Source organism: Atopobium sp. oral taxon 199 str. F0494 (assembly GCF_000411555.1).
Classification (GTDB): domain Bacteria; phylum Actinomycetota; class Coriobacteriia; order Coriobacteriales; family Atopobiaceae; genus Lancefieldella.
This window is the reverse complement of the sequence record NZ_KE150487.1, coordinates 208,489-221,960: the sequence shown is the minus strand read 5'-3', so window position 1 is coordinate 221,960 and position 13,472 is coordinate 208,489. Positions and strand designations below refer to the sequence as shown.

Sequence of the window (13,472 nt, the reverse complement as noted above, 5' to 3'; positions counted from 1 at the left end):
GGGATGCGACTGTTCGTCCATGCTTAATTTCTACATATATTAAGCATGGATGTACGGGGGTATGACCTTAGCGTTACCGCCGAGAACACCATGTCCACTTTTTTCGTAATTCAGAAAGCTATTCATGGAGCAATTTACGAATGTCTTCCTAAATAGTTTCCAAAATGAGCGAAAGATTATCCTCGACAAAAATCGTCTGCCTATAAGATGTATCGAATACGATGCTGGTCAGCTGTATACGCACTTTCCATCTATATCTTCAATTGACGCTCCTGTATATTGGCTATAATTCTAGCTAGTAGTATAGGAGGTCAGAAATGGCAGCATTGACGATGGGGCTCGCGGAGGCCAAGAACAACTTTTCTCGTGTGACGGCAGAGGTGAACAGGACTGGCAGGTCGGTCACTATCTTAAAAAACAACAAGCCCTGGGTCGTGATCCAGCCGGCTCAGGGTAGTAGCAGCGTCGCAGACGTAGCCGTCGACTTTATGGACGAATATGCTGACGTGTTCGAAAAGCTTGCTAAATGAGTGCGCTCGCCTTCTCCAAGAGGAAATTTTTACCTCCTATTTCCCCCTTTCTCCTCGTGCTAGCAGGTAACTCGTTAAAGCTTCATTGAAACGTGATAACAAAGGACATATGAATTGAAAAACAGCTTGAAGAAGATCGTTTACTTTGACCGCGAAACCATCAATAACGCTCTGCAAAGAGAGAATAGGGGTGCTGTTCAAGAGACTAGCTCCCAAAGCTCAAACAAGTTTCTAAATGGAGATGCAAGCGCGAAATCCCATTTCTCTACAGCATTGGGAGTTCCATTTATTGGCAGACTCAAATTCTTATTCAACGGAAAGATTGAATTGCAGTATCTTCGTGAATGGGATAGTAGAACAACAGTAACTTCAACGGATATCAGTATGTTTCGCGTTATTGAAAGTAGCCTTGAATCATTTAACAAAGTCCAACTTCATGACGTAAAAAATTCACTAACATCATTCAGAGTAGCTGCAACCTTTCTTAAGCTTGCGAAGCCCAATAACCAAGATTTCAACATTAGAGAAGTGGCGGACTTGTTGACCTCTATGGAGGGATATGACTTATACGATATTGGAAACAATCAATACGTTAGGTTCAACCAGAAGGCATATTTGAGCAACTATAAAAGAAATGACATATCGATGTCTGTCCTAGACCTGTACTGTATGCAAGTTGGCGATTACCCTTCCGACAGCTTTGATTATCTAAAGAAATTAAGTGCCATGCAATCGCTATTTGACGTCCCTACTGAAAAGGACAAAACCTTGGAGGATATCTACTTTTCCAGTAATTCGCCAGAAGGGATCGAAGTGGAACAAAAAGCTTGTAGTGAAAATAAGCAAAGTAATCGAAATATTAAGCTGTATGACGTCTTATGCGCTTATGTAAGCGAGCAATAGTCATGCGTAGCTACTTCATCATTATTGGCTCAGTTTCATTTTTCGAGAAGAACCTTCAAAAACTATCTGCAAAAGGAGCTGAGTTCAATGACGTTATAACGTTATTCGATACTGTGAGAACTGCTGGAAAGATGCCTCAAAAAATTGACTCTCTCATTGTGCGAAACAATCACTATCATGGAATCGTAGAAAGTGCACATGCTCGTCTGGGAGGTTTAATAGAAGACGTAACGGAAAAAGATGCGCTTGTATACATACACAACCCCACCAGGATTCTTTTTCATTACATACGCCGCGAGTATGAGGCTGAAAATTGCAACCTTCGATTAATCGAAGAACCGAGATCCTCTCTTGCAGAAATATCTGATGTTCAAAAAAAGATCGAAGACGTCAGGCGGAAAATTATTGGGCAAGACAATGCCTTAGAGCAAATAGCTAAAACACTAAACTACCTGGCAAGCACCAAACGAAATAAACCATACGTATTAATGTTATACGGAAATAGCAGCTTGGGAAAAACCGAAACTGCAAAAGCAATAGCGGATACATTCTTTGGTGGGAAGATGATAGAGCGTCATCTTTCGATGTTTGAAGATTTTTCCTTTGCAAATTCGGATTATCTTTTCGGAGGAAAGCCAAACGTCAACTCATTAGGATATGAGCTAAATGAGCGCGAATCGAATCTTGTATTTTTTGACGAGATGGACAAATGTGGAGCGTCATATCGATCGGCATTCTATTCCTTGTTTGACAATCCAACTTTTCTCGACACAACATATGAAGTTGACATAAGCGGCCTTCTAATTGTGTTAACTTGTAACTTCCTTACTGAAGAAGACATAAGAAGAAACCTTGGGGATCCAATCTATTTCCGAATTGACAAAAGTATCTACTTCGAAGACTTCTCCCCAAACAATTTATTGAAAATATTGGAAATAGAAGCAGATAAGCAGTTGTCGCAGATTGTCAACCATGAAGATATCAATCGCCAACAGGTGATACGGTTAGCGGCAAGAAAAATCATCGTTACCGAGTCAAACGGAAGAACGGTTCAAGCTGCGGTCCGTTCAACCATAGAAAATCTTTTATATGAGCAAGAACCCATGTAAGGGATAACGCTTTGGTAGCCAGTGAAAAGTGTGCAGAAAACGTCTGCTTGCTTATGTCGAATAATTCCCGTGTAGCTATGCGCGCCTACACCAACACGCCTGAAATGTTTTTTCTGCGCTCCCCATGCAAGCCTTAAATTATCTAAGTGCATCTAAGAATATGGCAATATATACTATATTATAAGTATGAGTGCCGTATGTCTTACCACTGGAGGAAAAACGAAAAAGGACGCCCTCATAGAGTTCATGCATGAAAGCGCCGGTCGCATCACCACCAAGCAGGCACGTGAGGCGGGCTTCTCATCGAGCATGTTGCAGCTGCTCGTTTCCCAGGGCGTAGCGGTCAAGGAGAGCCGTGGGGTCTTCGCACTCGCGGATACACCGTTAGATGACTTCGCCGTCATCTCGCTTCGATGGCCGAAGGTTATCTTTCGCTGCAGTAGCTCGCTCTACCTCCACGGCATGACTGATATCGTGCCGGGTGTGTACGAGATCTCGCTCCCCCGGGGATACAAGGAAGATGGCATAGTAGGGGAGTTTCCCAACTGTCTTGTTTCGCATGAGGACAAGGGGCTCTATGGTCTAGGTGTGGTGCAAGGCGAGTCTCCCGCGGGCACGCTGCTGCTGCTTCACGACCGCGAACGCAGCATCTGTGACCTCGTGATGGCGCGCAGACGCGGCGAGGCTGACACCCAACTTCTCGGACAGGCCATGAATGCGTACTTTGACTCTCCCGAGAAGGACTTGCCCCAGCTGATGCGTTATGCGAAGGTCATAAACGCAACAGCAGAGATTCAGATGTACTTGGAGGTGCTGTCATGACAATCCTCAACGATGCGAGCCTGAGAGGCAAAGCGAAGGCTCTGGCAAAAGAGCACGGCCTTTCCGCCCAAGAGATTGTGCAGCGCTATTTCTTCGAGCAACTTCTCATGAGACTAGAGAGGACGCAGTACCGTGAACACTTCGTCATCAAGGGAGGGCTGCTTCTTTCCTCGATGATGGGCGTGGCGCAGCGTACCACCATGGATTTAGATGCGACTATTAGGTCTCTGACGGTGAGCGAGGAGACAGTTTCGGCCGCCATGCGAGATATTTGTTCCATTAACCTGGGAGATGGGATTGACTTTGCGTTCGAGCGAGTAGAGTCCATCCGCAAGGACGACGACTACGGCGGATTGCGTGCGCATCTGACTGCGACATTCGGTCGTATGAGGGCACCATTGAAGGTTGATGTCACGACGGGCGACGTCATCACCCCGAGGGAGATTGAATACCAGTTCTCCACCCTGTTCGGGGAAAGGTCGATTCATTTAATGTCGTACCCGTTAGAGACGTGTATCGCAGAGAAGTTCGAGGCGGTAGTGAAGCGTGGTGTCGCTACCACGCGTGCTCGAGATCTGTACGATCTCGCCACGCTCGTAAGACTGTACGAACAGACGATTGACTGGGAGACGCTACGTGAGGCTGTACAGCGGACCTCGGAGCATCGCGGTTCCTCAGACATTATGAAAGACTATGAGCTTGTTAGTCGAGAGATTGAAGGCTCCGATGAAATTGCCCGCATATGGAGCGCGTATACGCGTCTGAATCCATATGCCTCTGCGGTCTCAGTGGTGGATGCCATGGACGCTGTTCGCATAATCGGGAAAAGAGCCAACCTCTGAGGAACGCATTCGATTAGCGAAGTTTTGTTGCGGCGAGGTATGCGAATTTGAAACTCATCTACTCGCGATGACGAAGCCTCATCATAAACAATAGGTATGTAGCCACCCGATGAGTTGAAAGCCTCATTTCCCCAGCTTACTTACCCTGCTGAGTACATAAAAACGGATTATGCGATGATCGAGTGGGAGTAGTTGCAACTCAAAACCTCCGCTACTAACATTTTTTGCGTCCTTATTTTCTCCAGTTTTTAGGTGAACAAAGCAGTAACGGGATGGGGGAGTGGACGAAAAGCTTTGCGGAACTTCTCGACAAGGTGGATGCGTTCCATGATTTGAACGTGGGTTTCTGCGATTTTGAGGGGAAGGCCTTCCATTTGATCATTGAGGATCATTCGGAAGTTAGGAAGCCGACCGATCTTAGTGGCGTACCTACGGTGGCGCACATCCGGGCGAACGAGGTGAGTAACTTTGCTCTATCGTTGGATGTAGCCATGCCGACTGTGCTCTATGAGGTTGTAGGACCAGAACCGGAAAAGCTTGAGAATTATATGAGCAACGGCCAGATTTTTATAGAGGCTGAGGACATTGAAATCCAGCTTTGTGAATAAAATCTTGCGATTGGTAATTTCAATGAGAAACGTAGATAGTTTATTTGTATGCTAAGACTTTGCTATTTATATCACGTTAACGTGATATAAATAGCAAAACGAAAGGACTTACACATCAATACTTGCAAGGTTTTAAGGAATAGTTATACGTATGTACTTCTTGGGATTGGAGCATAACCCGCCGCACGTGCATACAATTTATAGCGAGGATGCCGCAGCCTTTGACATTAGATCCGGTGAGGTAATCGGTGGCAACTTACTTGCCCGTGCTGCTGATGTGGTGCTCGGGTGGATAGAACTACACTAATCCGAGCTCTTTAAGATGTCCGGAGACGCAGGAATTCAAGATGCCCGACTCGCTTGATCAAAGGAGGCGCACTATGAAATTCCATAAGGTAAAGGATGTCTCCGCCTTATCTAATCTGAGGTTGAATATCCAGTTTACCAATGGAACCACAAAAATATACGATGTGGCTCCACTTATGCAGCGTTTTTCTGTCTTCAAAATACTGGGAGACGAAGCTCTGTTCAGGGACGTAAAGGTGGAACAAGGAGGCTATGGTATTGTCTGGAACGACGACCTGGACCTCTCTTGTGACGAGCTGTGAAAAAACGGCGCAGAGTTGGTAACACCTTTCGACGGACTTATATCGTTTTTGGATGCCAGTGAGCTCTGGGGCTTGAGCAAATCCACGCTGCGTAAGGTCGTCGCGGATGGTAAGATAGTTCCGGGTGTGGACGCCCGCAAGTATGAGAAGCAGTGGGTTGTTAATCATGACGCTATGTTGCGTGAGTATGGCGATCCGGTCGGCGTATAATCCACGACCTTGCAGGTTTCAAGTGTTGGGTCCGATTGACGAATGCATCCGCCTGATACTTGGGGGGAAGCGTCTGCTAAGACGGCCTCGGCTGAGTCGTACAAATTCAAATTTGATGGGAGCGCATTCAAGGTGAATGAATTCAATGAATATGTTCGTGACGTCTTTTCTGTAGCAGGCGATATCGTTATAAGATCCATGATGGGCGGATATCTTGTGTATCTTAATGGCAAGTTGATAGGCGATATTGGCGATAATGAACTGTTTTTGAAGAGAACGCCTACATCGGATAGGCTACTTGCCGATTCAGAATTGCGTTATCCGTATGAAGGCTCAAAGACACTGATGCATGTATTTGATAGATTTGAAGATACGGCGCTTGTTCTGGAACTTCTGGATGGTATGTATGCTGAGCTTCCGGAAAAGAAACCCGCGAAAGCCAGAAGAGAAAGATAAATTTGGGAATATAATTCCCAAATTTGACAACATTGAATACTAATGAGAAAATGATCTCCTGTTGCTGGGAGGTCCTTGTATGTATATAAAGCGTGAAATTGAACCAACGATTGACGCAATGCTAAAGCAGGGAAAAGTTGTGCTTGTGACCGGTGCTCGCCAGGTTGGAAAGACAACCGTACTCAAACAGCATCTCGGTAATGACTTTAACTATGTTTCGATGGAAAATCCCAGGGACTATCTTCTTGCCAAAGAGGACTCTGTCCTCTTTTTCGAATCAAAGGCCCTTCCGCTTATTATCGATGAAGTGCAGCGTGTGCCAGAGCTCTTCTCGCCGATAAAATGGATCGTTGATCAATCGGAGGAAAAGGGTCGCATTGTACTTACCGGTTCGCAAACATATCATCTTATGAAGAGTGTGAGCGAGTCCCTAGCAGGAAGGATACGGATTTTAGAGATGCCCGGTTTGAGTCTGAGGGAACTCTCCGGTAATTCTTCCAACCCCCATCCTTACATCCCAGAAGTGATGGCCAGCTCCTCGAATCCGCCCTTAACGGACGTTTGGAACTTAATTCACCGGGGCTCGATGCCAGAGCTGCAAGACCCCAACATTGATTGGGATCTCTTCTACACCGACTACGTAGCTGCCTATCTTGAGCGCGATGTTCGCGAACTTGTTAGCGTAAAGAACGAAGCAAAGTTTTACAGCTTTATGGTTGCATGTGCAGCAAGGACCGGTCAGCTTCTGAATGCCTCTGATATTGCAAACGCCGTTGACGTGGATCATAAGACGGTCAAAGCCTGGCTCTCAGTTCTTCAGGCTTCCAATATCGTGCGCGTTATCGAACCGTTCTGGCCAAATATCGATAAGCGTCTGACGAAGACTCCGAAGATTTTTTTCATGGATACCGGTCTCGTATGTCATCTAACCAGATGGACGACACCTGATCAGTTGCGAAATGGCGCAGCAGCAGGACACATCTTTGAGACGTTTGTCGTCTCCGAGATTCTTAAGAGTTTTATGAACTCAGGAAAGAGTCTGCACGATGTCTGGTTCTACCGCGATGCCAAGAAAAGAGAAATTGACCTCGTTATTCAAGATGGGCATATTCTACATCCCGTTGAGGTAAAGGTATCAGCGACGGTGAGAAAGGATGCTGTGAAGAATTTTGCCTGCCTTGAAAACCTTCCTGGTTATGAGGTAGGTTTCGGTCATGTTGTTTGTCAAACTCCAGAGCCGTACCTCATCACGCGAACCGTTCAGGCAGTTCCCGTTTGGGGGATCTAATTTTTGCCAAGGTGAAATATTGCTCTGTAGTTTTAAGCAGGGAGTCTGTGCCCGCGCTCAAGTGTTTTATGAAGATAGGCGATAAGAACGTTGGGAAGCAGAAGCACAAATTGTTTTGCGTTTTCACTGTTCAGGAGTTAACTCCTCAGTGACCTGTTACCATTTCAGCACTTTTGCGTGCTAAATGGAGCTTAGCGCTGAGTTCTAGGTGAGTTCTAGTTTTGGGACGATTTCGCGCTATTAAGAGTAAGTATATACACAGATCAAAGCACGTGTTGAATTCACGGATGCTTGAGTATCGACGATTGAGTGGGAGTAGAGCTTTCAAGTTAAAACTCTCTATTAACGGGATATTTTTTCGATTTGCTAAAAAAGATTTCCTTAAATAACCGTTCGATTTATAGTGCTCCCGATTCGCGGTCGCAAATCGGGCTCACAGGTATCGACTGTTTATGTCCTCGATTGATATAGCCTATATATTGACTATAATTTAAGCTAATATATAAGGAGGTTGGAGATGGCAACATTAACAATGGGCCTTGCAGAGGCCAAGAATAATTTCTCTCGTGTGACGGCAGAGGTGAATAGGACTGGCAGGTCGGTCACCATCTTAAAAAACAACAAGCCTTGGGTTGTCATCCAGCCAGCTCAAGGAATCGGTAATGCCATAGATGTGGCTGTTGACTTTATGGATGAGTATGCTGACGTGTTCGAAGAACTTGCTAAATGAGTATGCTAAGTTTCTCTAAAGAAGAAGTTCTCGCCATCCATGCGGCGACAATCGAACAGTTCGGCGGACTTGGCGACTTGCGCGATGAAGGATTCCTAGATTCGGTGCTAGCGCAGCCGTTCCAAACCTTCGATGGTGCGGACCTGTATCCAAGCGCTATTGAGGAGACGTGTAGGTATGCTTCTGGTATCATATCCGACCACCCGTTTCTTGATGGCAACAAGAGGACAGGCGCTGCCCTGCTTGGAACTTACCTCAGGATGTCTGGTATCGATTTCAGACCTGACCATACAGCTTATTTAAAGGTCATACTGGGTGTTGCAGATGGGACAGTAAGCTACGATTCGCTCGTTGAGTGGACCAAAGACGTAGTGGTATAAGGTAATCGGTGACCTGTGATACGTTCATGAGACTGTCAAGAAGGTCGTTCGCTTTGGATGTCGGAGGGTGGTAGATTTCTGTATTTCCTTCCGATATTCTCAGGGATTTTCGCATCATTATCCGATATTGCACAAGGTGTCGCGAATGCATCGCGTGTCATCTGGAGGGTGTCGTCTTTCATGGGATAGCTCAATCGTCTCTCGCCTTGTATCTGGTACCCTTAGGTCGCAAAAGATTAAAGTCTCTTCAATGGTAATTAGAGATGTACCTGTTTGGAGGGCGTACAAGGCTACATAAAGTGCTAGATTACGCAAGGCTCGCTGGATTGTGATTAGGTTTTCTTGCGCGTTTCTTAATATATTTGCGACGGCACACTCAAGCATCTTGAAACTCACGACAAAAGAAAGACCTGAAGCCAATAGCGGTTCCGGATTGATGCGTCTTATTTTGTTTGTATTAGGCGAGCACGTAACCCACCTTGTTTATCCCGATAACATCGCGTCGCAACTGCTTAACACCCAGTGTGTGAAGTCCGCTTTGCTTTACGTTTGCCGTATGCACGTCAGGCATATTATGGTGTTCTATGCGGTATTCAGCGGTCTTGAACCTAGCGCCCTTGACGCCTATTTCTTTCAACAGTTGCGGAGGAAGACTCTCGTCCTGTTCAATGAGGCCGAATAAGGTAAGACCCGAAACGGTAGAGGCCTGCAGAATGCAGGACTTTACAGGTGCAAAAGCGAGGCAGCCGACGGCCGAGCCAACCGCCGATCCGATGAGCATAGGTACTGTGGCCTCAGGGGCGATAATAGAGGCGACTGCTGCGCCAGCGAGCGTAAAGATCGTTACAAAGACGTCCTGTGCCAGATTGTTGGCGAAGTCTTCTGCCGTCCTCTTACCGCGCGTAAGGAGGTATGCGTCTCTGCAGGTCTCTACGGTCAGTACGACAAGGGTTCCGATAACCGTTGGGCCGAATGGTTTGGAGATTGCAGTCTTTATCGCCTGCCCAAAGACTCCCTTTCCAGCGGCGATCGTGATTGCTGCTGTAGCGGAGCCGTTTATGAAACCCGTCTTACCACCATCGAGCGTGGCAGCTCCGATCGCCTTCAGGTTTTCCTCGTCGAGCTCTCCTCCTGCTATCAAGTAATCAATGGCCTTGTATATCTCCGGGGCCATTTTAACAACAGCCGATATTGCGGCGGCAGTGGCACCGGCTTTGAAGGACTGTGCCATTAGGTTCTTTATCTTGATAAGTTCTGCGGTGGTCATGCCGTCCGCCTTGGGGAGAAGCTCCTCGTTTCTGCTGATGGCTATTGCCTTCTGGCGGGCATCCTCCAGCGTTTGTGGCCTGCTGGATATTCCGTCTGTGGTTTCCAGCTTGTCGGTCAGGGCATCCGAGACTCTCTTCCAGCGGGATACTTCGTCAGCGCGATCCAGGGCTTTTGCTTTCGATAGCCTTTTGAATGCCTCCATCTGACAATCTGCCAGCTTGTCTGAGGGAACGACGCCCCATTGACCGTCATAGAGGAGGTCGGTCGGAAGTTTGCCTGTGAACCCCTTCGAAGCGGTCCATTCGTCGAAGCTCATGGTCGCGCTGGCTTTGGAGCTCTGGTAGACCTCTCTGAGTGTGGTGCCCAGTGCCTTTACGGTGGCGCTTGGATCAAGGTAAAACTTAAGCTGGTACATACCGCCTTCTAAGGTGGCTACGTCTACGGATCCGAGGTCCGTAGACTTCAAAACTTCGGCGAGCGCCGACTTGCCTTTCACCGCGGCATCGACATTGAGAGTCCCCGATGCCCACTCTTCGGCAATGAAGCCCTTCAGTGATTCCTGTGAAGGTATGGTAGCCTTGTAGTAGTTGTACGCGTTCATACGTTTGTAGAGCTTGCTGATGGCCTGTTCGACATGCTCTACGTATTCAGACTCGGCAGCTGCGCCCCAGGTGGCGGCGCCTTGTTTTATGGCGAATGCGTATCCTTGCTCGAATTCGTTCATGACTCTACGCTTCCACGAACGTGCGCAGGTATTTCAGGTAGAAGAGCTTTATGGCAAAACGGAACTGTTGGTCTCGTATGCCCCCGTCCTTGAGTGCAGTCGAAATTGAAGTGCCAGCGTTACCTACCGCCTTTCCAATGAAAGCCAGTGGTGCGATAACCTTGCCTTCCTGCTCGCCTTTCTCCTGACGCAGGTCTTTCATCAGGTCCTCGAATTCCTGTCCATGTTCCTTTGTGTAGTCGAGAAATGCATGGTAGTCTTCGCTACTGAGGCCATTGCCAGCAACGTCGATGGACGCCTGCTTTCCGCTCACATGGATTTTGATGCCATGTTCTACTAGGCGTACCGTTGCCTCGGTCTCTATGGCATCGAGATAGTCCTTGGCAGACTTAGGTCGTCCAACAAAGATAATTTTCTGGTCTGAGGAAAGCAGGGTGGATGCAAATTGCTTTTCGTTGAAAATAGACGCTTCCACCGAACCGTCAATCGGTCCGATAACATCATCCTTGCGGTCGTTATTGGTGCCGATAAGCGTATATAGCTGTTTACAATACTTACCGCAGCCCTTTGCTTCGACAATGACCACTGATTCTTTAGCGCCGAACATTTGTGTTCCTTCCATTTAAAAAAATCTTTACAATATTATATGCCTAATCGATATTGCTTCGTGTTGCAGGGGCGGCACGCATGCTTGCGCAGCGTTTTGCATTCCGATGCGGTTTTCCGTGTCGATGTTGAGGTTCGCGTAAGCAATTCCATCGCTTGTATATATGTTGCTGTTATCGCAATCTGTTGGTGGTCGGTTAGTCGCATGAAGATATTCATGTAGTCACCTACTGAGCAAAAATCAGCATTTCCCCAGTTTAGAGCTGTCACTTTTCATTCGGGAATCGTCACTCTTGGGTCATGGGGTTCCCCACCCCGCTGGCGCTATTTCCGTAGGACAAATATGTCATTCTTGGGTCGGTCGAAAATACTCTCCTCAAGTGACTACATGACGACTAACGGAAACGGGCACTGCGACCATCGAGTGGGAGTAAAGCGGAGGTGGCTTGTAGGTTGCAACTTTAACTATCTAAACTGCAGTTATGCAGAGTTTGAGTTCGTCTAAAATGGATCCGGAGCTGAGATTTGATCCGGTTTGTGCCCTCAAATCGACATTGCGGACCTTTTTTTATTCATCTCTAAAAACCGAGATTAAGCTACTAGCCTTTAACTACGTAGTGTTCAGTGCAGATACCAATTACCTGTAACTATTCACTTGTAGGTACGTGGTAGCATTTTCTCAAGCAATATGCTTGCATTGTTGCATATTATGCTACAATGCAAGCATGAAAACGATTGAAGCCATACGAACCATCAATGACATTGCCTCTTCCCAAAAGGGGCTCTTTACTGCTGCGCAGGCGGAGGCGCTCGGCGTCGAGCGATACACGCTCTCGAGACTGGAGAGGTTTGGCAACATAGAGAGGCTTGCGAAGGGCGTCTACCGCATGGGTGGTTCGCCGAGCGTGCGGGAGGAAGATGTTCTCGCAGTATGGTTGTCGATCTACCCAGGGAGGCGTCCTGGCGATATTTTGGTTGAAAATGCACCCGTTGCCATGGGGGCGACGGCGGCGTGGCTCTACGAGATCGGCGAAATCGGCCCTTCGCCCTACGAGTTCTGCACCCCAGAAAGAAAGCAGACTAAGCGCCCCAACCTGATCCTCAGGAAGCGTCGGCTCGACTTGAAGGACGTAGCAATCGTCTCTAGCGTTCCCGCAACGAAGCCCGGGTGTACGGTGGTCGATCTAATCGACTCCGGGGAGGATTTGAGCCTGGTTGCGAACGTGCTCACGGACGCGCTCGGAAGGGGTCTTGTCGAAGATGAAGGCAGACTGAGAGAATCGGTCGACACAAGAGGGTCCAAATTCGGTATGCCGGCGGGGGTCAGCCTGTACGATACGTTAGCGAAAGGATAGGACGAATGACGTACGAGAACGGCGGCCAGTTCGACAGAGCCCTGAAGAAGGCAATACGCGAGAGTGGAGGTGATCTAGGAGATGGCTATCGTCAGGCTTTGCGTGACCGCTTTCTGTGCAGGGTTTTCAGCGACCCCGATGAGCGCTTCATCCTCAAGGGTGGGAGTGGGCTGCTCGCGCGTATTCCCAACGGTCGTGCCACGCGAGACATTGACTTCACGACGGCTTCTCGAGAATCGTCTGAAGCTGCCCTTGCGGCGCTTGTCGCGCTTGCTAGCAAGGATATGAGTGACTTCCTTACGTTCAAGTTGGACAAGTGGGTGGAATCCCTAGATGAGAACGGCTACTCGCGCTTGCTCAAGCTGCGATTCCAGACTTTCTTGGGTCACGAGGAGAAGGATCCCATCCTCATCGATTTGTCGCTCGACTGCAGCATTACGCAGCCCGCGGAGCGCATATCTCCCGCCAACAGGGTTTGTGTTGAGGAGCTCGAGTCGTGCGATTATCTCGTCTATCCGCTTCCCGACCAGCTAGCCGATAAGCTGTGTGCCATAATGGAGATGCAGCCAAGTGGCTGGCCTTCATCGAGGATGAAAGATCTTGTCGATGTCGTCTACTATGCAACGAACGTCACCCTTTTTTTCGAAGATCTTGTCCGCTCGATCGAGTGCGAGTGCTCTAAACGTGGCATGAGCGTGCCGGAGCGCTTTGAGGCGCCTGCAGCTTGGGCCGGGAGTTTTGCTGCGTTTGCTAAGAAGAGCGGCATTTCCAAGAAGTATGTCTCGTTCGAGGCGGCATCGTCGCTCGCCTCCGCGTTCTTCAATCCCGCCCTCAGGGGATTCTTTGGGCATGATGCCTCATGGGATCCCGAGTTGTTGCGCTGGAGGCAAGAGGGGCCGACAGAGACGAAGGAAAGGTAGGCTGTACGCAGCTGGGACGTGGTGATGCTAGTCCATTCTGGCTACAAGAAACCTCTCAACAAATCCTTCCGCGACTGGCACTTCGCTTAGATCGAGCTGAAGGAGACCGGCG

General features: G+C 48.1%; 17 protein-coding genes. 15 read left to right on the top strand and 2 right to left on the bottom strand.

Annotated features, from left to right (window positions below; genetic code table 11):
* Positions 1 to 317 precede the first annotated feature (317 nt).
* From HMPREF1527_RS07045 to HMPREF1527_RS06985, 13 genes are all read left to right on the top strand, one after another.
* Positions 318 to 530 carry a type II toxin-antitoxin system Phd/YefM family antitoxin gene (locus HMPREF1527_RS07045; protein ID WP_016478005.1) on the top strand — a complete coding sequence of 71 codons (213 nt, stop codon included), beginning with the start codon at positions 318 to 320 and terminating at the stop codon, positions 528 to 530.
* A 114-nt stretch (positions 531 to 644) separates the two neighbouring features.
* Positions 645 to 1,433 carry a DUF6414 family protein gene (locus HMPREF1527_RS07040; protein ID WP_016478004.1) on the top strand — a complete coding sequence of 263 codons (789 nt, stop codon included), beginning with the start codon at positions 645 to 647 and terminating at the stop codon, positions 1,431 to 1,433.
* 2 nt (positions 1,434 to 1,435) lie between these two features.
* On the top strand, positions 1,436 to 2,542 hold the full coding sequence (locus HMPREF1527_RS07035) for an AAA family ATPase (RefSeq protein ID WP_016478003.1): 1,107 nt from the start codon (positions 1,436 to 1,438) through the stop codon (positions 2,540 to 2,542).
* 186 nt (positions 2,543 to 2,728) lie between these two features.
* Positions 2,729 to 3,364 carry a hypothetical protein gene (locus HMPREF1527_RS07030; protein WP_016478002.1) on the top strand — a complete coding sequence of 212 codons (636 nt, stop codon included), beginning with the start codon at positions 2,729 to 2,731 and terminating at the stop codon, positions 3,362 to 3,364.
* A complete protein-coding gene (locus HMPREF1527_RS07025) occupies positions 3,361 to 4,206 on the top strand; it encodes a nucleotidyl transferase AbiEii/AbiGii toxin family protein (protein ID WP_016478001.1) in 846 nt (281 codons plus the stop codon). Before HMPREF1527_RS07030 ends, HMPREF1527_RS07025 begins: the two co-directional genes overlap by 4 nt.
* A gap of 272 nt (positions 4,207 to 4,478) precedes the next feature.
* Positions 4,479 to 4,814, top strand: a complete 336-nt coding sequence (locus HMPREF1527_RS07020) for a hypothetical protein (RefSeq protein WP_016478000.1) — start codon at positions 4,479 to 4,481, stop codon at positions 4,812 to 4,814.
* A gap of 139 nt (positions 4,815 to 4,953) precedes the next feature.
* Positions 4,954 to 5,121 (top strand): DUF4160 domain-containing protein, encoded by a 168-nt coding sequence (locus HMPREF1527_RS08055; protein ID WP_369745458.1) that lies wholly within the window; start codon positions 4,954 to 4,956, stop codon positions 5,119 to 5,121.
* Between the two features lie 73 nt (positions 5,122 to 5,194).
* Positions 5,195 to 5,422 (top strand): DUF2442 domain-containing protein, encoded by a 228-nt coding sequence (locus tag HMPREF1527_RS07955; protein WP_016477998.1) that lies wholly within the window; start codon positions 5,195 to 5,197, stop codon positions 5,420 to 5,422.
* Positions 5,423 to 5,437: 15 nt separating this feature from the next.
* Positions 5,438 to 5,632, top strand: a complete 195-nt coding sequence (locus HMPREF1527_RS07950) for a helix-turn-helix domain-containing protein (protein ID WP_035434205.1) — start codon at positions 5,438 to 5,440, stop codon at positions 5,630 to 5,632.
* Positions 5,633 to 5,764: 132 nt separating this feature from the next.
* Complete coding sequence (locus HMPREF1527_RS07000) at positions 5,765 to 6,088, top strand: TfoX/Sxy family protein (protein ID WP_016477997.1); 324 nt, start codon at positions 5,765 to 5,767, stop codon at positions 6,086 to 6,088.
* A 79-nt stretch (positions 6,089 to 6,167) separates the two neighbouring features.
* Complete coding sequence (locus HMPREF1527_RS06995; RefSeq protein WP_016477996.1) at positions 6,168 to 7,376, top strand: ATP-binding protein; 1,209 nt, start codon at positions 6,168 to 6,170, stop codon at positions 7,374 to 7,376.
* A 517-nt stretch (positions 7,377 to 7,893) separates the two neighbouring features.
* Positions 7,894 to 8,106 (top strand): type II toxin-antitoxin system Phd/YefM family antitoxin, encoded by a 213-nt coding sequence (locus HMPREF1527_RS06990; RefSeq protein WP_016477995.1) that lies wholly within the window; start codon positions 7,894 to 7,896, stop codon positions 8,104 to 8,106.
* The gene (locus HMPREF1527_RS06985; protein ID WP_016477994.1) at positions 8,103 to 8,486 is read left to right on the top strand and encodes a type II toxin-antitoxin system death-on-curing family toxin; all 384 of its coding nucleotides are present in this window, start codon (positions 8,103 to 8,105) and stop codon (positions 8,484 to 8,486) included. Before HMPREF1527_RS06990 ends, HMPREF1527_RS06985 begins: the two co-directional genes overlap by 4 nt.
* Positions 8,487 to 8,943: 457 nt before the next feature.
* On the opposite strand, the gene HMPREF1527_RS06980 is transcribed toward HMPREF1527_RS06985, so the two are convergent.
* Together HMPREF1527_RS06980 and HMPREF1527_RS06975 are read right to left on the bottom strand one after the other, a co-directional pair.
* Positions 8,944 to 10,479: a hypothetical protein gene (locus HMPREF1527_RS06980; RefSeq protein ID WP_016477993.1), complete on the bottom strand. Its 1,536-nt coding sequence runs from the start codon at positions 10,477 to 10,479 to the stop codon at positions 8,944 to 8,946.
* 4 nt (positions 10,480 to 10,483) lie between these two features.
* Positions 10,484 to 11,086: a hypothetical protein gene (locus HMPREF1527_RS06975; RefSeq protein ID WP_016477992.1), complete on the bottom strand. Its 603-nt coding sequence runs from the start codon at positions 11,084 to 11,086 to the stop codon at positions 10,484 to 10,486.
* A gap of 724 nt (positions 11,087 to 11,810) precedes the next feature.
* On the opposite strand from HMPREF1527_RS06975, the gene HMPREF1527_RS06970 reads away from it, so the two are divergent.
* Both HMPREF1527_RS06970 and HMPREF1527_RS06965 read left to right on the top strand, forming a co-directional pair.
* Entirely contained in the window at positions 11,811 to 12,440 is a 630-nt protein-coding gene (locus HMPREF1527_RS06970) for a type IV toxin-antitoxin system AbiEi family antitoxin domain-containing protein (protein ID WP_016477991.1), read from the top strand.
* 5 nt (positions 12,441 to 12,445) lie between these two features.
* A complete protein-coding gene (locus HMPREF1527_RS06965) occupies positions 12,446 to 13,360 on the top strand; it encodes a nucleotidyl transferase AbiEii/AbiGii toxin family protein (RefSeq protein WP_016477990.1) in 915 nt (304 codons plus the stop codon).
* Positions 13,361 to 13,472: the final 112 nt, after the last annotated feature.